General features: G+C 69.3%; 15 protein-coding genes and 2 pseudogenes. 14 read left to right on the top strand and 3 right to left on the bottom strand.

The features are described 5' to 3' along the window. The first annotated feature begins 61 nt into the window (after nucleotides 1-61). Nucleotides 62-1,273, top strand: a complete 1,212-nt coding sequence (locus GA0115254_RS03565) for an acyl-CoA dehydrogenase family protein (RefSeq protein ID WP_093893790.1) — start codon at nucleotides 62-64, stop codon at nucleotides 1,271-1,273. 21 nt (nucleotides 1,274-1,294) lie between these two features. On the opposite strand, the gene GA0115254_RS03570 is transcribed toward GA0115254_RS03565, so the two are convergent. After that, nucleotides 1,295-1,738, bottom strand: a complete 444-nt coding sequence (locus tag GA0115254_RS03570) for a cell division protein SepF (RefSeq protein WP_093893791.1) — start codon at nucleotides 1,736-1,738, stop codon at nucleotides 1,295-1,297. A gap of 368 nt (nucleotides 1,739-2,106) precedes the next feature. Here GA0115254_RS03570 and GA0115254_RS45540 point away from each other — a divergent pair. Then, nucleotides 2,107-3,290, top strand: a pseudogene (locus tag GA0115254_RS45540) (DUF5685 family protein). A 67-nt stretch (nucleotides 3,291-3,357) separates the two neighbouring features. Here the strand turns inward: GA0115254_RS45540 and GA0115254_RS03580 are convergent. Beyond that, nucleotides 3,358-4,302, bottom strand: coding sequence for an ABC transporter substrate-binding protein (locus GA0115254_RS03580; protein ID WP_093893792.1), 945 nt, complete (start codon nucleotides 4,300-4,302; stop codon nucleotides 3,358-3,360). Between the two features lie 491 nt (nucleotides 4,303-4,793). On the opposite strand from GA0115254_RS03580, the gene GA0115254_RS03585 reads away from it, so the two are divergent. The 10 genes and pseudogenes from GA0115254_RS03585 (at nucleotide 4,794) to GA0115254_RS03630 (ending at nucleotide 15,345) form a co-directional block, all read left to right on the top strand. Next, nucleotides 4,794-5,660 (top strand): amino acid ABC transporter permease, encoded by an 867-nt coding sequence (locus GA0115254_RS03585; RefSeq protein ID WP_093893793.1) that lies wholly within the window; start codon nucleotides 4,794-4,796, stop codon nucleotides 5,658-5,660. After that, entirely contained in the window at nucleotides 5,657-7,513 is a 1,857-nt protein-coding gene (locus tag GA0115254_RS03590; RefSeq protein ID WP_093893794.1) for an FAD/NAD(P)-binding protein, read from the top strand. The genes GA0115254_RS03585 and GA0115254_RS03590 overlap by 4 nt, the downstream gene beginning before the upstream one ends. 60 nt (nucleotides 7,514-7,573) lie before the next feature. Beyond that, nucleotides 7,574-8,473, top strand: a complete 900-nt coding sequence (locus tag GA0115254_RS03595; RefSeq protein WP_093893795.1) for an amino acid ABC transporter permease — start codon at nucleotides 7,574-7,576, stop codon at nucleotides 8,471-8,473. 38 nt (nucleotides 8,474-8,511) lie between these two features. Then, complete coding sequence (locus GA0115254_RS03600) at nucleotides 8,512-9,264, top strand: amino acid ABC transporter ATP-binding protein (protein WP_093893819.1); 753 nt, start codon at nucleotides 8,512-8,514, stop codon at nucleotides 9,262-9,264. A gap of 44 nt (nucleotides 9,265-9,308) precedes the next feature. After that, nucleotides 9,309-10,282, top strand: a pseudogene (locus tag GA0115254_RS03605) (ABC transporter substrate-binding protein). Nucleotides 10,283-10,316: 34 nt separating this feature from the next. Beyond that, entirely contained in the window at nucleotides 10,317-11,384 is a 1,068-nt protein-coding gene (locus GA0115254_RS03610) for an LLM class flavin-dependent oxidoreductase (protein ID WP_093893796.1), read from the top strand. 17 nt (nucleotides 11,385-11,401) lie between these two features. Further along, a complete protein-coding gene (locus tag GA0115254_RS03615) occupies nucleotides 11,402-12,682 on the top strand; it encodes an NtaA/DmoA family FMN-dependent monooxygenase (protein ID WP_093893797.1) in 1,281 nt (426 codons plus the stop codon). Nucleotides 12,683-12,686: 4 nt separating this feature from the next. Then, the gene (locus tag GA0115254_RS03620; protein WP_093893798.1) at nucleotides 12,687-13,502 is read left to right on the top strand and encodes a DUF1684 domain-containing protein; all 816 of its coding nucleotides are present in this window, start codon (nucleotides 12,687-12,689) and stop codon (nucleotides 13,500-13,502) included. A 250-nt stretch (nucleotides 13,503-13,752) separates the two neighbouring features. After that, nucleotides 13,753-14,652, top strand: a complete 900-nt coding sequence (locus GA0115254_RS03625; protein WP_093893799.1) for a S1 family peptidase — start codon at nucleotides 13,753-13,755, stop codon at nucleotides 14,650-14,652. Nucleotides 14,653-14,865: 213 nt separating this feature from the next. After that, a complete protein-coding gene (locus GA0115254_RS03630; RefSeq protein WP_093893800.1) occupies nucleotides 14,866-15,345 on the top strand; it encodes a hypothetical protein in 480 nt (159 codons plus the stop codon). Nucleotides 15,346-15,401: 56 nt separating this feature from the next. Here the strand turns inward: GA0115254_RS03630 and GA0115254_RS03635 are convergent, their stop codons facing one another. After that, a complete protein-coding gene (locus GA0115254_RS03635) occupies nucleotides 15,402-16,328 on the bottom strand; it encodes a DUF4231 domain-containing protein (protein WP_256102378.1) in 927 nt (308 codons plus the stop codon). Nucleotides 16,329-16,605: 277 nt separating this feature from the next. On the opposite strand from GA0115254_RS03635, the gene fxsA reads away from it, so the two are divergent. Next, a complete protein-coding gene (fxsA, locus tag GA0115254_RS03640; protein ID WP_107451298.1) occupies nucleotides 16,606-16,722 on the top strand; it encodes an FxSxx-COOH cyclophane-containing RiPP peptide in 117 nt (38 codons plus the stop codon). A 64-nt stretch (nucleotides 16,723-16,786) separates the two neighbouring features. Further along, entirely contained in the window at nucleotides 16,787-19,021 is a 2,235-nt protein-coding gene (gene fxsB / locus GA0115254_RS03645) for a radical SAM/SPASM protein FxsBH, inactivated beta-hydroxylase extension form (RefSeq protein ID WP_176739963.1), read from the top strand. The last annotated feature ends 77 nt before the right edge of the window (nucleotides 19,022-19,098 follow it).

The following is a 19,098-nucleotide window of genomic DNA, read 5'->3' on the forward strand; positions in this document are numbered from 1 at the left end:
GTGCGGCACCATAACTAACACTGCTAGTTTTAGCATCGTGCGAGCCACCGGAGGCACCCTCATGTCCACCTCTGAGTCCTCGAAGCTCCCGCCCTTCGACCCCGCCGACCCGATCGGCATCGACGATCTGCTCAGCGCCGAGGACCTCGCCATCCGCGAGACCGTCCGCGACTGGGCCACCGACCGCGTCCTGCCGCACATCGCCGAGTGGTACGAGAACGGCGAGCTGCCCGGCATCCGTGAGCTGGCCCGCGAGCTCGGTTCGCTCGGTGCCCTCGGCATGTCCCTGCAGGGCTACGGCTGCGCGGGCGCCACCGCCGTCCAGTACGGACTGGCCTGCCTGGAACTCGAAGCGGCCGACTCGGGAATCCGCTCCCTCGTCTCCGTGCAGGGGTCGCTCGCCATGTACGCCATCCACCGCTTCGGCTCCGAGGAGCAGCGGCAGCGGTGGCTGCCGGGCATGGCGGCCGGCGAGATCATCGGCTGCTTCGGCCTCACCGAGCCGGACCACGGCTCCGACCCGGCCGGGATGCGGACGTACGCCAGGCGCGACGGCGAGGACTGGGTGCTCACCGGCCGCAAGATGTGGATCACCAACGGCTCGGTCGCCGGGGTCGCCGTCGTCTGGGCGCAGACCGACCAGGGCGGCGCGGCCGGCGGAATCCGCGGGTTCGTCGTGCCGGCCGACACCCCGGGCTTCTCGGCGCCCGAGATCAGGCACAAGTGGTCGCTGCGCGCCTCGGTCACCAGTGAGCTGGTCCTCGACGAGGTACGGCTGCCGGCCGATGCCGTACTCCCCGGGGTCACAGGTCTCCGCGGCCCGCTCAGCTGCCTCAGCCATGCCCGCTACGGCATCGTCTGGGGAGCCATGGGCGCGGCGCGCGCCAGCTTCGAGTCGGCCCTCGACTATGCGAAGACCCGGGAGCAGTTCGGCCGGCCGATCGGTGGCTTCCAGCTCACCCAGGCCAAGTTCGCGGACATGGCCGTGGAACTGCACAAGGGCATCCTGCTCGCCCATCATCTGGGCCGACGGATGGACGCGGGCAGGCTCCGTCCGGAACAGGTCAGTTTCGGAAAACTCAACAATGTGCGGGAGGCGATCGAGATCTGCCGTACCTCGCGCACGATCCTCGGCGCCAACGGGATCTCTCTGGAGTACCCGGTGATGCGCCATGCGACGAACCTGGAGTCGGTGCTCACCTACGAAGGAACCGTGGAGATGCACCAGCTGGTGCTGGGCAAGGCGCTCACCGGCCTCGACGCGTTCCGGTAGACCGGTCGGCGAGCGCCCTGCTCAGCTCTGGTTGAAGAAGCCGTCGGCCGGCCGGCCGACGGCTTCGCCGTTGACCACCTGGGTGTCGGCCGGGGTCAGCAGGAAGACCCGGGTGGCCACGCGCTCGATCGAGCCGCGCAGTCCGAAGGTCAGCCCCGCCGCGAAGTCCACGACGCGCTTGGCGTCGGTGGGATCCATGGTCGTGAGGTTGACGATCACCGGGATGCCGTCCCGGAAGAGCTCTCCGATCGCTCGCGCGTCCCGGAAGCTGTCCGGGGTGACGGTGGCGATCCGGCGGCCCGTTTCCTCGGCCGCCTCGGAGGCCACCTGCACCCGGGGGTCGGTCACCCAGGCCTGACCGGTCCCGGTCTGTGCACCCTCGGCGTACTCGTCGTCGTCGTAGTACCGCTCGTCGTTGTCCTCCACGAGGCCCAGCCAGGCACTCGCCTTGCGCACCGATCCCATGGACGCCTCCTCTCACCGCGGTTCCGTGGTGTTCCGCATCTCTTTCGTATCCCTATGGTCGTCCATGATGCGGATCGTGCGCCAAGTGGATAGTCGGCGCGCAGGGGATTCGTGACGGTACTGGTGCAGAAGATGTGGCGATTCGTCAAGGTTCCTCCTGCATCAGGGGCCTGAAAGAAAGAAAATACGATCTGCCGGTCCGTACGGGTGATGTGGGGGACGTACGGGTGAACGGGTCCCTCGATACGATGCACGTCGCGCACGCGCACGAGTGTGGCGCGCAGGTGAACGACTCTCGGGGGATCGTCGTGTTCGGAATCGTCAGGCCCTGTGCCCACCGCTTGTCCGAGGGGCTCAGGACCGAGTGGATGGCTCATCTCTGCGGGCTCTGTCTGGCGCTCCGGTCCGACCACGGGCAATTCGCCCGGATCGTCACGAACTATGACGGCCTGATCGTCTCGGTTCTGACGGAGGCTCAGGCCGATCGCACCACCGGATGGCGACGTACCGCAGGGCCCTGCCCGCTGCGCGCCATGCGGACCGCTCCGGTCGCCCGCGGCGAGGGAGCCAGGCTGGCCGCCGCCGTCTCCCTGGTGCTGGCATCGGCCAAGGTGCGGGACCACGTCGCCGACGGGGACGGCCTGTTGAAGCGCCGCCCGGTCGCGGCCGCAGCGCGCCGGGTCGCCGCGGGCTGGGACCGGGCCGGCGCGCGCACCGGCGCACAGCTCGGCTTCGACACGGCGCTGCTCGTCGACGCCGTCGACCGGCAGACCGGCATCGAACTGCTCGCCGGGCCCGGCACCCCGCTGCTCGCGGTCACCGAGCCCACCGAGACCGCCACCGCGGCGGCCTTCGCCCACACCGCGATACTCGCGGGCAAGCCGCAGAACGCGGAGCCGCTGGCCGAGGCGGGCCGCCTCTTCGGACGCCTGGCGCATCTGCTGGATGCCGTGGAGGACCAGGAAGCTGACGCTGCGTCGGGTGCCTGGAACCCGCTCACCGCGACCGGCACCACGCGGGCCGAGGCCCGGCGGCTCTGCGACGACGCGCTGAGCGGCATGCGGCTGGCGCTGCGCGACGCTCAGTTCACCGACGGCAAGCTGGCCCATGTGCTGCTGGTGCACGAACTGCGGCAGTCGGTGGACCGGGCGTTCGGCACCACAGCATGCTCGCACCGGGCCGGCGGCCCGGCCCCGGACGCAGCTGTGCCTCCGTCAGATGTGCGACAGACCGGGTCCTTCGGGCCGCCGCCCGGCAATCCGTACGCGCCGAGCCCCGGCAGCCCCGTCGGTCCGCCGCACGCCCCCGCCCGAGCCCCCGCGCGACCGGCGCGGTCTGATCGCGGGCTGCCTGGTCTGGGGCGGGGCTGGCCTGCACCTGCCAGATGTGCTGCGGCACCTTCAACGACCCGTGGAGCCATCAGCGCCGCGAGGGGCTGTGCAGTCAGTGCGACTGCGGCGACTGCTGCGAGGCCTGTGACTGCTGCAGCAACTGCGGGGACTGCTGCGAATCCTGCGACTGCTGCGACTGCGGGTGCGACTGCAGCTGCTGAGACGGGGAGCCCGGCGCGGGCCGGACGGGTCCGGGACCGCGCGGACACCGCCCCGGCCCGGGCCGGATCACTTGATCTCGGGCGGCGAGATCTGCGAGGTCCTGATCGCCGACGCGCCGATGCCCCACTTCTTCAGGATCCTGTCGTAGGTGCCGTCCGCCTTGAGGCTGTTCACCGCGGCCTGGAAGGCGGGCGCCAGCGGGGTGCCCTTCTTGAAGGCGAAGCCGACGTCGAGGCGCTTGAACTCATTGAGGAAGCGCACACCCTCCTGCTGCTCCACCGCGTAACGCAGCCCGTTGATGGTCGACATCACCACATCGCTGCGGCCCTGCTGGAGCGAGCCCCAGATCGCTCCCTGGTCGTTGTAGGTCTTCACCTCGTACGGCTTCTTGCCCGCGTCGGAGCACAGATGCCTGTTCTCCTCCAGTGTCACCTCGAAGGTGGTGCCCGCGCCGGTGCCCACGGTCAGGCCGCAGAGCTGGGTGAGGTCGGTGACCTTCTTCAGCCTGCTGTCGTCGCGGACCGCGAAGCCCTGTCCGTCATTGATGTACGTGACGAAGTCGATCGTCCTGCGACGCTCGTCGGTCACCCCGAAGTTCCCGGTACCCACGTCGTACTTCCCGCTGCCCAGCGCCGGCAGGATCGCCTCGAAGGAGGCCACTTCGCGCTTCGGCCTCAGCCCGAGCTTCCTGGCCACCGCGTCCGCGACGTCGATGTCCGTACCGGCCACCGTCCTGCCGTCCTCGAGGTAGGTGGCGCCGGGCGGATTGCCGATGCTGGAGGCGATGGTGAAGGTGCCGGAGGCACGGACATCGGCGGGCAGCAGCTTCGCCGCGGCCTCGTCCTCGCGCACCGACGACACGACATCCGTCGTCGGGATCCTTCCCTTGGCGGCCGCGGTCCCGGCGGCGCCGGCCGGTGCGGCCGCCGGATCGCCGGACCCGCACGCGGTGAGGGCGAGAGCGGCGACGGTGATCAGCGCGAAGGCAGCGGAGTGCCGGGTTCGGGGCATGAGGTGTGGTTCTCCTGGTTCGTCGGCCGTGAACAGGCGCGAAAGCGCGGCAGCAGGGCAGCGCGCAGCGACACCACGGTCGTGGCGAAGGAAATCGGCGGAGCGGGAAACGGCGGAGCGAGGGGAGGGCGGAGCGGTGTTGTGTACGTGAAGACACGCAGGGAACAGTGCTCAGGCGCCGCACACGGCGCGAGGCAGAGACACGAGGAGACGCAGGGGGTCAGCTCAACAGGAGGAGGACCACACGCGACCGAAGTCGATGTGGGAGCGCTTGACCAGCCACTGCTGCGAATGCATGGCCCAAGTGGAACAGGCATCGAGTGGTCCGTCAACTGAACTGAGACGTACGACTCACAGTGTGGACAAGCTTGACAGCACGCAGTGAACAGCGCTTACCTCGGAAGCGGACCGGTGCTGAGGGGCCCGGTCCACGTTGTGTTTCTGCTGAAGGCACGCCCCGTGTTCGATCTCTGCATCCACGGAGCCTTCGCATGTCCGCGCAGACAGATACCCGCCCTCCGTCCTCCCCCGCCCCGCTCACGAAGAGCAATGATGCCGACCGGCTCCGGATCGTCCCGGTACGCCGGACAGGGCAGTGGGCGGCGGCCGTTGCCGCCCTGGCGCTCCTCGCCCTGGTGCTGAACTCCGTCATCCGCAACGAAGCCTTCCAATGGGATGTCGTCGCCGATTACTTCACCACCAGCGCAGTCCTGCGCGGCCTCGGCCTCACCCTCTGGCTCACGGCACTGGTCATGGTGCTCGGCTTCGCCCTCGGCACGCTGCTCGCCGTCCTCAGGCTCTCCAGCAACCACGTGCTGCAAGCGGTCAGTTGGGGATACGTCTGGCTCTTCAGATCCACCCCGATCCTGGTTCAGCTGCTGTTCTGGTTCAACATCGGCGCGCTCTACCCGGAGATCCTCGGCGTCCGTACGGTGAACCTTCTCGGCCCCGTCACGGTCGCCGTCATCGGGCTCACCCTGCACGAGGCCGCCTACGCCGCCGAAGTCGTCCGCGGCGGCATCCTCTCCGTCGAACGCGGACAGATCGAGGCCGCCCAGTCGCTCGGCCTCGGACCCTGGCGCCGGTTCCGCCGGATCGTGCTGCCGCAGGCGATGCGCTCCATCGTCCCGCCCGCCGGGAACATGCTGATCGGCACCCTCAAGGGCACCTCGATCGTCAGCATCATTGCCGTGCAGGACCTGCTGTACTCGGTGCAGCTCGTGTACCACCGCACCTACCAGGTCATCCCGCTGCTGCTGGTCGCCACCATCTGGTACGCCGTCGTCACCTCGTTGCTCAGCATCGGCCAGCACTACATCGAGCGGCACTACGCGCGCGGCACGGCAGGTGCTCGATGAGCCGTTCACCGACGCTCGTCGTCATCGGCGCCGGGCCGCGCGGCACCGGCCTCATCGAGCGCATCGCCGCCAACGCCCCCGGCCTGTACGAGGGTCGCCCGCTGGACATCCATCTCGTCGACCCGTACCCGCCGGGCGGCGGACGGATCTGGCGGCACGACCAGTCGCCACTGCTCTGGATGAACTCCATGGCCGAGGACGTCACGATGTTCACCGACGAAACGGTCCAGCAGGAAGGGCCGATACGCCCGGGGCCCGCGCTCCACACCTGGGCGGCGGACATCCGGGACGGACGTCTCGCGCTCCCGGACGAGGCCGGCATCGAGCCCGAACTCATCGCCGAGATAAAGACGTTGGAGGGAAGCGACTTCCCGAGCAGACGGCTGCAGAGCGTCTATCTGCGTTGGGTGTACGAGCAGGCCGTGGCCGCACTCCCCAAGGGCATCACGGTCCACTGGCACAGGGGCAGGGCCGTGCGCATCACCGGGCCGCGCGAAGGCCGTCAGCGCGTCTGGCTGGAGGGGCGCGACAGGCCGATCCCCGCCGATCTCGTCGCCGTCACCATCGGCCACCTCGACGCCGAACCGGAGCCGGAACAAGTCGAGTTGGCGGACTTCGCGGACCGGCACGGACTTGTCCACCTGCCGCCCGACTTCACCGCGGACACCGACCTGACCGACCTGCCCGCGGGCGAACCGGTCATCGTCCGGGGCTTCGGGCTCGCCTTCGTCGATCTGATGGTGCTGCTCACCGAAGGCCGTGGCGGACGGTACGAGAACGGCGAGTACGTGCCGTCCGGCAGGGAACCCGTGCTCCACATCGGCTCGCGCCGGGGTGTCCCGTACCACTCCAAGATCGGCTACGCCTGGCAGGGCGAACGGCCGCCACTGCCGCGCTTCCTCGGCCCCGACCGGACCGAGGCGCTGCTGAAGACGGACGAGCCGGTCGACTTCCGGCGCGATGTGTGGCCACATGTCGACAAGGAGCTCGGCTACGCCCACTACCACCGGCTCTTCACCGCCCACCCCGAGCGCACGACGGGCGACTGGCCCGATTTCGAGGCGAAGTACGCCGCCGCGGACCCGGCCGGCCCGGAGCTGCGCGCCCTCGTGTCGGCCGCCGTCCCCGACCCTGCCGACCGGCTCGACCTGGAAGCGCTCGACCGCCCCCTGGACGGGGTGCGCTACCCCTCGTACGACGCACTGCAGGAGGGGCTGCGGGGCTATATCGCCGCCGACCTGGAGCGCCGCCACGACCCCGCCCACAGCCCGGACCTCGCCGTCTTCCTCGGACTGCTGTCCGCCTACGGGCAGTTGATCCGGCTCGGTGACATCGGCGGCTGGTGGCACGGCTTCTTCAGCTATCTCGCCTCCGGCCCGCCGGGACCCCGGCTGCACCAGCTCCTCGCGCTCTCCCGGGCCGGTGTCGTCCGCTTCCTCGGCGCCGGAATGACCGTCGAGGCCGATGAACGCCAGGGCGTCTTCCGGGCCGGCAGCGCCACTGTGCCCGGGCAGCGGATCGAGGCCCGCGCCCTGGTCGAGGCCCGGCTGCCGGACCCTTCGCTGGAACGCACCCGCAGCCCACTGCTCCAGGAGCTGTACGAGGACGGGGCCGCCGCCACCGACACCGGACTGCTCTCGGTCGACCCCGACAACGGCCGGGTCCTGGGCCGCGACGGCCGTCCGCACCCGCGCCGCTTCGCGCTCGGCCCGTTCACCACCGCGCGCGCCGGCGGAGCGTTCACCCGGCCCCGCACCGGTGGCCCGGCCTTCCGGCAGAACGATGCCACCGCGCGCACGGCGCTCACCTTCCTCCGGGACCTCGCCTGTAGCGACGGCCCCCTGGGCGCCTGACCCCGGCTCCGCGCAAAGCCCCGCCCCACCCCCGTACACCTTGCAGCTCAAGGACCCCTCATGTCCCTTACCAGCGATCCACCCATCGGCAGGGCGGCAGGACCACATGTCGCCGCGCCCACCACCGCCGACCACGACGCGCTCACCGTCGTCCCCCTACGCCACCCCTGGCGCTGGGTCGCCGTCGCCGCCACCGCCGTCGTACTCGCCCAGTTCCTGCACGGCCTGGTCACCAATCCCGGCTGGGAGTGGGACGTCTTCGTCCAGTTCTTCACCGCCGAGACCATCCTCAAGGCCGTCTGGGTCACCCTCCAGCTGACCTTCTACGGCACGGTCCTCGGCTTCGCCCTGGGCATCGTCCTCGCCTTCATGCGGCTGTCGGCCAGCCCGTTCCTCAGCGCGGTCGCCTACGCGTACATCTGGGCGTTCCGCTCCATCCCGCTCATCGTCCAGCTGCTCTTCTGGTTCAACCTCGCCTATCTCTACAAGGAGTTGCAGTTCGGCATCCCGTTCGGGCCCGGCTTCCTCTCCTTCGACACGATGAACCTGGTCGGCGCGATGAGCGCGGCCGTCCTCGGACTGGCGCTGCACCAGGCCGCCTATGCGGCGGAGATCGTCCGCGGCGGTGTACTGGCGGTGGACGGCGGCCAACTGGAGGCCGCCGCCGCGCTCGGGATTCCCCGGCACCGGCAGCTGCGGCGGATCGTGCTCCCGCAGGCGATGCGCTCCATCCTGCCGAACGCCGCCAACGAGATCATCTCGCTCTTCAAAGGCACCTCGATCGTCTCCGTGATGGCGATCGGCGAACTCTTCTACCAGGTCCAGGTCGTCTACGGACGCAACGGCAGGGTCGTGCCCCTGCTGATGGTCGCGACGGTCTGGTACATCCTCCTGACCACCGTGCTCTCCGTCCTCCAGCACTACGTCGAACGTCACTACGCCAAGGGGGCCGCGCGATGAGCAGCACCACCACCGACACCACCGCATCCACGGACGTCATGGTCGAGATCCGCTCCGTCCACAAGCGCTTCGGCAGCCTCGAAGTGCTGCGCGGCATCGACCTGTCCGTGCGTACCGGAGAGGTGACCGTCGTCCTCGGCCCTTCCGGCTCCGGCAAGTCCACGCTCCTGCGCACCATCAACCACCTGGAGAAGGTCGACAAGGGCTGGATCAGCGTCGACGGCACCCTGGTCGGCTACCGCAGGGACGTCAACAAGCTGTACGAGCTCCGTGAGCGCGAGGTCCTGCGACAGCGGACCCGGATCGGCTTCGTCTTCCAGAACTTCAATCTCTTCCCGCACCTCACCGTGCTGGAGAACATCATCGAGGCCCCGGTCGCCGCCCTCGGCCGCCCGAAGAAGGAAGCCGTCGCCGCCGCGGAGAAGCTTCTCGCCCGGGTCGGGCTCGCCGACAAGGCGGGGGCGTACCCCAAGCAGCTCTCCGGCGGGCAGCAGCAGCGGGTCGCCATCGCCCGCGCGCTGGCCCTCGAACCGAAGCTGCTGCTCTTCGACGAGCCGACCTCGGCGCTCGACCCCGAGCTGGTCGGCGAAGTCCTCGACGTCATCAAGGACTTGGCGCTTCACGGCACCACGATGATCGTCGTCACGCACGAGATCGGTTTCGCCCGCGAGGTCGCCGACACCGTCGTCTTCATGGACGAGGGACGGATCGTCGAGCAGGGCGCACCCGGCGACGTACTCGACCATCCGGAGCACGAGCGCACCCGCGCGTTCCTCTCCAAGGTTCTGTGACCCCACCCATGTTCCCTTCGGTGTTCATCTCAAGGAGTACGCACGTGTCCGTCCGCCGCACCCTCTCCGCCGCACTCGCCACCCTCACCGCCGCAGGACTGCTCACGGCCTGCGGTGCCGGTGACGCCGCCACCGGCGAGGTGAAGCCGAAGGGGCAGCAGGGCACCGGTATCAATATCGGTCCCGCCCAGCACCGGATCAGAGGCACGAAGGTCGACGCCGTCGCGGCGAAGGTGCCCGAGGCCATCCGCAAGCGGGGCACGCTGCGGCTGGGCGCGAGCGCCGATGCCTCGCCACCGTTGGGCTTCTACGCGACCGACGACAAGACCCGGATCGGCTCGGAGATCGACATGGCGACCCTGATCGCCGACACGCTCGGTCTGAAGCCGCAGTTCGAGGAGGTCTCCTGGGAGAACCTCTTCGTCGGTCTCGACAGTTCCAAGTTCGACGGAGTGCTCTCGAACGTCACGGTCACCGAGGAACGCAAGGAGAAATACGACTTCGCGACCTACCGGCTCGACAACATCGCCTTCGAGGCCAGGAAGGGCTCCGGCTGGAAGGTGAAGGAGCCGAAGGACGTGGCGGGCAGGACGATCGCCGTCTCGTCCGGGACCAACCAGGAGAAGATCCTCGTCGACTGGAGCGAGCAGAACGTCAAAGCCGGACGCAAACCGGTGGACATCAAGTACTTCCAGAAGGACACCGACTACTACCTGGCCCTCCGGTCCGGCCGTATCGACGCCTACCTCGGCCCCAGCCCGTCCGCCAACTACCACGTCGCATCGGCCGGCCAGTCCGAGATCGTCGGCACGCTGTCGGGTGCGGGCGACGGGCTCCAGGGCAAGATCGCCGCCACCACGAAGAGGGCAGCGGTCTGGTCGAGGCGTACGCGGCCGCCATCGACCACATCGTGCAGGACGGTTCGTACGCCAAGGTGCTGAAGCGCTGGGGGCTCTCCGACGAGGCCGTCGCGAAGTCCGAGATCAACCCGCCCGGCCTGCCCAAGCCCAAGAACTGAGCTCCGAGAACCGAGCCCCCGAAAGGTAACACCCATGCCTTCGACCGCACCTCTTCACCTGGCCGCCGAGATCGGCGGTCCGCCCCGCTACGACCCCGAGCACTACATCGGTCTCGCCCGGCTCGCCGAGCGCGGCGCCCTGGACTTCGTCACCCTCGGCGACTCGTTCGCCAGACCCGGACTCGACGCACTCGCCGTGCTCTCCCGGGTCGCGCCCGCCACCGACCGGATCGGTCTGGTGCCGACCGTCACCACCACCCACACGGAGCCGTTCCATGTGTCGTCCGCCGTGGCCACCCTGGACTGGGTGAGCCGCGGCCGGGCGGGCTGGAATGTCGATGTGTCGACAACCGAGGCCGAGGCCCGGCTGTTCGGCCGGCGTCCGGCCGCGCCCGCCGACGATCTGTGGCGTGAGGCAGGTGAAGCCGCCGACGTGAGCGCCCGGCTCTGGGACAGCTGGGAGGACGACGCCGAGATCCGGGACGTCGCCACCGGACGCTTCATCGACCGCGACAAGCTGCACTACGTCGACTTCGAGGGCGCCACCTTCACCGTCCGCGGGCCGGCCATCGTGCCCCGGCCCCCGCAGGGACACCCGGTCACCGTCGTCGACGCAACGGGCGGCCCGGCCCTGGAGACCGCGGCCCGCCATGCCGATGTCGTCCTCGTGCGGGCCGCCGCCCCCGAGCGGGTCGCCGCGATCCGCACCGATCTGCGCCGGCGCGCCGCGGCGTACGGACGCGACCCCGACACCCTCCGGGTCCTGGTCGCGCTCACCGTGGACCTCGGCGACGCCGAGACCGCCCCGGAACCGGGACTGGAGAGCGGACCCCCGCTCGCCGCAGGCGGCTCGTACTACCGGGGCGGACCCGTCGACCTCGCCGAACTGATCACCCAGTGGCACCGCGGGGGAGCGGCGGACGGCTTCCACCTCACACCCATCACCCCCGGGCGCGACCTCGAACGGATCGTCAACGGCACGGTGGCGCTGCTCCAGCACCGCAGCCTGTTCCGCACCTTCTACCCCGGCGGCACCCTGCGCGAGCACCTGGGGCTGGCCCGCCCCGCCAACCGGTACGCCCTCGAAGGGGGACGAGCATGAGCACCGCACCGAGGCAGATGCATCTCGCCGCCCACTTCCCGGGTGTGAACAACACGACCGTCTGGGCGGACCCCCGCTCCGGTAGCCAGATCGACTTCTCCTCCTTCGAACACCTCGCCCGCACGGCGGAACGCGGCAAGTTCGACTTCTTCTTCCTCGCCGAAGGGCTGCGGCTGCGCGAGCACAACGACCGGATCCACGACCTGGACGTGGTCGGCCGCCCGGAATCCCTCACGGTGCTGGCCGCGCTGGCGGCCGTCACCGACCGGCTGGGCCTTGCCGCCACCGTCAACGCCACCTTCAACGAGCCGTACGAACTGGCCCGTCGCCTCGCCACCCTCGATCACCTCAGCGACGGCCGGGCCGCCTGGAACGTCGTCACCTCCTCGGACGCCTTCACCGGGGAGAACTTCCGGCGCGGCGGCTACCTCGACCGGGCCGACCGATACACCCGGGTCGCCGAGTTCGTCGCCACCGCCCGCGAATTGTGGGACACCTGGACCCCCGACGGCACCCCGCGCCCGTTCGCGCACCACGGGCAGCACTTCACGATCGAGGGGGAGTTCACCGTTCCGCGCTCCCCGCAGGGCCATCCGGTCGTCATCCAGGCCGGGGACTCCCCGGAGGGCCGCGAGTTCGCCGCGTCCGCCGCCGATGTCATCTTCACCCGGCACGGCACCCTGGAGGCCGGCCGTACCTTCTACGCCGACGTCAAGGCACGGCTGGCCAAGTACGGCCGGGAGGCCGACGAGCTGAAGATCATGCCCGGGGTCACCTTCGTGCTCGGCGACAGCGATGCCGAGGCCCAGGAGAAGGCGGCCGAGATCCGCCTCCAGCAAGTCTCCCCGCAGAACGCGCTCCTGGCCCTGGAACAGATCTGGGGCCGTGACCTCTCCTCGTACGACCCCGACGGGCCGCTGCCCGAGATCGACCCGGACCCCGAGTCCTCACTGGTCCAGGGCCGGGTCAGGCACGGTGATCCCCTCGCGGTCGCGGCCCGCTGGCGTGCGCTGTCGAAGGAGAAGGGGCTGTCCATCCGGCAGACCGTCATCGAGACGACCGGGCGGCAGTCCTTCATCGGCAGCCCGCAGATGGTCGCGGCGCAGCTGACGGAGTTCGTCGCAGCCGATGCCGCCGACGGATTCATTCTCGTACCGCATCTCACACCGGGCGGCCTGGACGACTTCGTCGACCGGGTCGTCCCGCTCCTCCAGGAGCGCGGTGCATTCCGCTCCGAGTACACGGGTCCCACACTGCGGTCGCATCTCGGGCTCGCCGAGCCGGTATGGAAAGGTTGATCGCATGAGCACGGACGCACAGCAGCCGCACGATTCCGGGCAGGCGGCACAGGACTGGAAGCACTGGCACGAGGAGCGCACCACCACGGTCGCCGCACCGTACGGACCGCTCTCCCTCACCGGCACCCACTGGCTCTCCGACCACCCGGAGGGCCACATTCCAGGGGTGCCCGGACAGTGGCGGGAGGACGGCGAGGAGCTGTTGCTCAGCGCCGCCGCCGCGGACGGTCTGACCGTCGACGGCAAGCCCTTCACCGGCCGGGTCCGCCTCACCGCCGACCGCGGCCCGATCGGCGAGTCCCGCGTCGCGCACGGCGAGCGGCGGCTCGTCGTGCTGAGTCGCGAAGGGCTCTGGGCGGTACGGGACTTCGACCCGGACGCCGTGGCCCGGCGTGTCTTCCGGGACATCGAGGCCACCCCGTACGACGCCCACTGGACGCTGCCGGGCACCTTCCGCCCGTACGAGAGCGCCCGTACGGTCCGGGTCGAGAACGCCGACGGAGTCGAGCGCGGTCTCGGACTCGCCGGCGAGATCGCCTTCGAGGCCGACGGCACGGAGCACACCCTGCAGGTCGCGGTCGAGCCCGATGGCTCGCTCTGGGCGGTCTTCGCAGATGCCACCAGTGGAAACAGCAGCTATCGCTTCCGGTTCCTGCGGCCCGCGGCCCCGTCCGAGGACGGCAGCGTGACGGTCGACCTCAACCGTGCGCTGCTGCCGCCCTGCGCCTTCGCGGACCACTTCATCTGCCCCTTCCCGCCACCCGGCAACACCCTTCCCATCGCCGTCGAGGCGGGGGAGCGGAACCGCGTCGACGGCTGAGGCACCGCCACATCCCCCCGGGACGACGTCCCCGGCAGCCCCTGTGCTGCCGGGGACGTCCGTGCAGCCCGACAAGTTCAGGCCAGAAGGCCCTCTTGCGCCAGAAGTTGACGCCTTGAATACTCCCGAACAGCGCTTGTCAGGAGCACGGCATATTCGCGTTGCGGACATGCCGTGCGAACGACTGCGCCTCACGGGTCCGACCACCCCACGGGCGGACCCCCGACTTCCCCTCGGGAGGAATGAAAAAGTGAGGATCAAGCGCACCACCCCCCTCAGCGGTACCGCGAGACGCAGCAGGGCAGTCGCCATCGCTGCGGGCCTCGTCGCCGTCGCCGCACTCGCCGTCCCCACCGCCCAGGCCGACGCCAACACAACCTTCAGCGCCAAGCAGCTCTCCGCCGCGAGCGACGCCGTGCTCGGCGCCGATGTGGCGGGGACCGCCTGGAACATCGATCCTGCGACCGACACCCTCGTGGTCACCGCGGACAGTACGGTCTCGCAGGCGGAGATCAAGCAGATCAAGGAGTCCGTCGGAGCCAACGCCGGCGCCTTGCGGATCGAGCGCACCTCCGGAAAGTTCAGCAAACTGCTCTCCGGCGGTGACGCGATCTACGCCCCCGGCTGGCGCTGTTCCCTCGGCTTCAACGTCCGCAGCGGCAGTACCTACTACTTCCTGACCGCCGGTCACTGCACCGACGGCAACCCGCCCTGGTACACCAACTCGTCGAACTCGACGTACATCGGCCCCACGGTCGGATCCAGCTTCCCGACCAACGACTACGGCCTGGTGCGCTACGACAACGCCTCGGTCGCCCACGCGGGCACGGTCGGCAGCGTCGACATCACCGGCGCGGCCAACGCCACGGTCGGCATGTCGGTCACCCGCCGCGGATCCACCACGGGTATCCACAGCGGATCCGTCACCGGTCTCAATGCCACGGTCAACTACGGTGGCGGGGACATCGTCTACGGCATGATCAAGACGAATGTGTGTGCGGAGCCCGGCGACTCCGGCGGGCCGCTCTACTCCGGCTCCAATGCGATCGGTCTCACCTCGGGCGGCAGCGGCAACTGCTCCTCCGGCGGTACGACGTACTTCCAGCCGGTCACCGAGGCACTCAGCGCGTACGGGGTCAGCGTCTACTGACGCCCCGGCACCCAGGTCCGACCCCTCGAACAAGTGGTCGGCCGCGACGGAGCCCCCGCCCGAATCCCGGGCGGGGGCTCCCGTTCGCCCCACGACTTTTGAGAGGATGTGGGGCAGGTCGGTCATGCAGGAGCAAACGGGGGCGGATGCTGTGCCTTCCGGAGGGGTGCCCTCCGGGAACCCCCGGCAGACACCTCAGGGGGTTCCAGGTCCGTGAAACGCATCGGAGTGACCGGCCATCGCAGCATTCCGCGGGAGGCCCATGCCCATGTGCTGGCCGGGTTACAGGCGGCGCTCTGCGGCTTCGAAGGCTCCTTGGAGGCCCTCTCCAGCCTGGCGGTGGGGGCGGACCAGCTCTTCGCCGACCTAGCCCTGGCCCGCGGTGCGGATCTGACCGTGGTCATCCCCAGCGGCGACTACGAATCCTGCTTCGCCGACGCAGCCGAACTCGCCCGCTACCGGGCGCTCAAGGACCGGGCGGTCCGGGAAGTCCGGCTGGACTACCCGCACTCCACCGACGAGGCGTACTACGCGGCGGGCGCGTACATCGCCGACCACTGCGACCGACTGCTCGCCGTGTGGGACGGAAGGCCGGCCCGTGGCTTCGGCGGCACGGGCGACATCGTGACGTACGCCCGAAGCCTGGGCCGCCCGGTCACAGTGATCTGGCGCGAGGGCGTCGAGCGCACCTGACCGGTTCCCGCCACCGTCTTCGTGTACGACCGCACGTCGGAGTCACTGATCAACCGTCACATCTGGTGCCTGGCAAGCCAGTCGGTGTGCTGCGGGGAGACGATGCGCTCGGTCTCGAAAACCGCCCGCGGCCACTGACGCTCGGTCAGCGTGGTCTCCATCGCCACCTGCATCGCCTCCAGATCCTGCTCCACCAGCGAGTGGGCCGAGATCAGCGGGTGGTGGCGGCGCATCTCGCTCCATGCCAGACAGGCCGCCGCGGCGGCCGACAGTACCCCCGTCAGGGCGAAGGACTGGGTGACGGAGAACGTCCGCAGCAGCGCGAACACCAGGGCGAGACCCGCCAGTGCGGCAATGGTGGTCGACCAGACGAGCGTGGCCCGCCGGGACACCTCCTGACGCCTGCGGTACCAACTGCGCTGCTCGATCAGCCGGTCCCGTACATACGTCTCCTTGCGCACGGTGAATGCCTTGTTCCGCAACTCGCGCATGGAGTCCGTTATCAGTCCGCCCGAATCCGCCGTCAGGTCGCGAGGGTCGGCCCACCCCACCTTCCGGAGCTCCTGAAGACCTTCTTCGAGGCGATTCGCGAACACCGCCTCGGGGTGATGGGTGGTGGTGTCGAAAGGCGAGCCGTGCACCGAGTAGCGCCAGCACATCGACTTGATGAACTCCGCTGCCGAGCGGTTGAGTTGCCATTGCGACTTTGCTTTGCGCTGGGCGGTGAGGTACATCGTGATCAGGACACCCAGGTAGGCCAACACGCCTGTCGCATCGGCGAGTTGAAACGTGCCACCTATCTTCAGGTGCCAGGGCACCGCGGCCGGCATCGCGCCGATGACCAGTAGAATCAGCTGGACGCGGGTGGTGTTCACGGCCTCCCGCTGGCTCGCGATGGCGATCGCGTCCGTGTGATGGAACAGCGCCGGCAGGTCGGCGTTCCTGAACACCATGCTCTGCAGCGGTCCGGGAATCGCCGTCATGTTCACTCCCGTCTGCGGTTATGTCGTCACCTCAATGGTGGAATCGGTGGTTCCGTTCGATCCGGGACGGTCCCACGTGACGCTCTTGTTCCAAGTGGGCGTCCTCAGTTGCCAACCGAGGTCATGAGAGTAAAGTCGTGCCGCCGGACACTGCAATGGTGCAGATACCGTTGCTGCATTCCTGTCTGGAACCATTCCATCGGAACAAACCCCCTCAAGGACGGCCGTGAAGACCTCTGAATCCTCCCTCTCCTTCGCTGTTGCGAAGAGGAACCGTGTGCCGCTCGCCGAGATCGATGTCCGCGGCACTGCTGCTGCCCGGAAGCTCGGTCGTGTGCATGCCGCGTCAGCCGGTCGCCCCACCCAGGCGTCGACCTTCAACTCGGCACTCTGAACCGACGCCTCGGCACACCGAACCAATGCCCCGAGCACCCCTTCGGGCTGGCTAGACTGGCGGAATGACAGGACCCCTGGTCCCTTTCCGCGAAGTCGTTCTCAAGGTTCACAGCAGGTGCGATCTTGCCTGTGACCATTGCTATGTCTATGAACATGCAGATCAGAGCTGGCGAACCCGTCCGAAAACAATCTCTGATGATGTCATCTTCCGGACTGCTCAACGCTTGGCCGAGCATGCCAAGACACATGCACTGCCCTCCGTGTCAGTGATCCTGCACGGAGGGGAGCCTCTGCTGGCGGGCCCCGCCCGATTGCGGCGCGTCTGCGAAGAGCTCACCTCCGCCTTCGAAGGCATCGCGGAGCTCGACCTCCGTATCCATACCAACGGACTCCAGCTCAGCCCGCGCTATCTCGACCTCTTCGACGAGTTCGGTGTCAAGGTCGGCATCTCCCTGGACGGCGACCGGGCCGCCAACGACCGGCACCGCCGCTATGCCGACGGACGCAGCAGCCACCCCCTGGTCCTCAAGGCCGTCGAGCTGCTCCAGCAGGAGCGCTACCGCCATCTCAACCTCGGGCTCCTGTGCACCGTCGACATCGAGAACGACCCGCGCGCGGTCCTCGACGCTCTCACCGAGCTCGCCCCGCCGCTCATCGACTTCCTGCTTCCGCATGCCACCTGGGACGAGCCGCCGCCCCGCCCGGACGGCTCATCCACCGCCTACGCCGACTGGCTTCTCGCGGTCTTCGACCGCTGGCAGGAGCAGGGGCGTCCGGTGCCGGTACGGCTCTTCTCCTCGGTGCTGTCCACGCTGAGCGGCGGCCCCAGCCTCACCGAGTCCCTGGGGCTCGCCCCCACCGACCTCGTCGTCGTCGAGACCGACGGCCAGCTGGAGCAGGTGGACTCGCTCAAGAGCGCCTACGAAGGCGCGGCGGCCACCGGATTCGATGTCTTCACCCACACCTTCGACGAGGTCGCGGCCCATCCCGGGGTGCGGGCCCGCCAGCTCGGACTGGCCGGCGTCAGTGAGACCTGCCGCCGATGCCCGGTCGTACGTTCGTGCGGAGGTGGCCTCTACACCCACCGGTACCGCTCCACGGGGCCGTCCGGCGCATTCGACAACCCGTCCGTGTACTGCGCCGATCTGGAGGCCCTGGTGCGCGGCATCGAGGCGCGGAGCGCAGCGGCCCTTGTCGTACCCGCGGTGGCCGAGCCCGTAGAGCTGGTCGCCGCCCAGCAGGACCTCACCCGCACCCTGCTCGCCCGGCTGAACGCCGACATCGGACGGAGGGGCGACGAGCGGTGGGAGGCCGCCTGGGAGCTGACCGCCACCATCGAGGCGTCCGAGGAGGGGGCCCGCGGTCTGGACGAGGTGCTGGCCCATCCCTACACCCGCAGCTGGCTGCTCCGGGCGCTGGAGATGGTCCACGAGCGGCCCGGGGCCGTGCAGGTGGCGCATCGGATGCCGGCGTATCTCGCGACCGCCGCCGTACGGGGAGGCCTCGATCTGCCCGTACGGGTGACCTTCTCGGGCGGCAGGATCTACCTGCCCGGTCTCGGCGAGTTGCGGATCGCGGATGCGGGGGAGCGCGGCACGGCACTGGTGCGGGCGACCGAGGACGGCTTCCTGGTCCGGCAGGAAAGGAGCGGCGCGGCCGAACTGCGGGTTGTACGACCGGAGGCGGCCGGTCCCGGCTGGCGGCCGTTGCGCCGGTTCGCGACGCCCGGTTCGACGCCCGGCCTCGTGCTCGACGACCTCGACCCGTACCGCACATGCTTCTCCGTGCCCGCCGCGGACGCCCTCGACGACCGGGCTGTCGCCGGCCTGGAGGCCAGGGTCGGCGAGGCGTGGACGTGGATCGAGGAGAAGGCGCCCGGGCGCACCGGGGAGATGGCGGGCCGCCTCACCACCCTCACACCGCTGACCCGTCTGGCCCCGGCGGAGCCCGCCGTCGGGCGGCACGGATACGGCGCTCTGGGGATCTCCCCGGACGGCAGCGCGCAGGAGTTGGCGTTCGCGCTGCTGCGGGGCTTCCGGCGGGCCGAATTGCGGGCGCTTCGCGATGTCACGGATCTTTACGCGGCAGACGGCTCCTGGGAACATCGGATGCCCTGGCAGGAAGAACCAGTTCCGTTTTCCCGGTTGCTGGCTGACACCTATGAGCGGATGGCGTTGGGGGCTTTCGAGCCGAGCTATCTGGAGGGCGTACCGCAGGCCCTCGATACGCTGGAAGGTGCCGCCGAGTTGACCATCAGTGGAAAGCGGCTGCTGGACCGGATGCGAAAAGAGATCTGAGGGATCGCATTCCGGTTTAGCCGGGGCCGTCGGTACGCACAGGACAACTGGGAGGAACGGACGCAGACCGAATTCGA

This window comes from Streptomyces sp. Ncost-T10-10d (genome assembly GCF_900091955.1).
Lineage (GTDB): Bacteria > Actinomycetota > Actinomycetes > Streptomycetales > Streptomycetaceae > Streptomyces.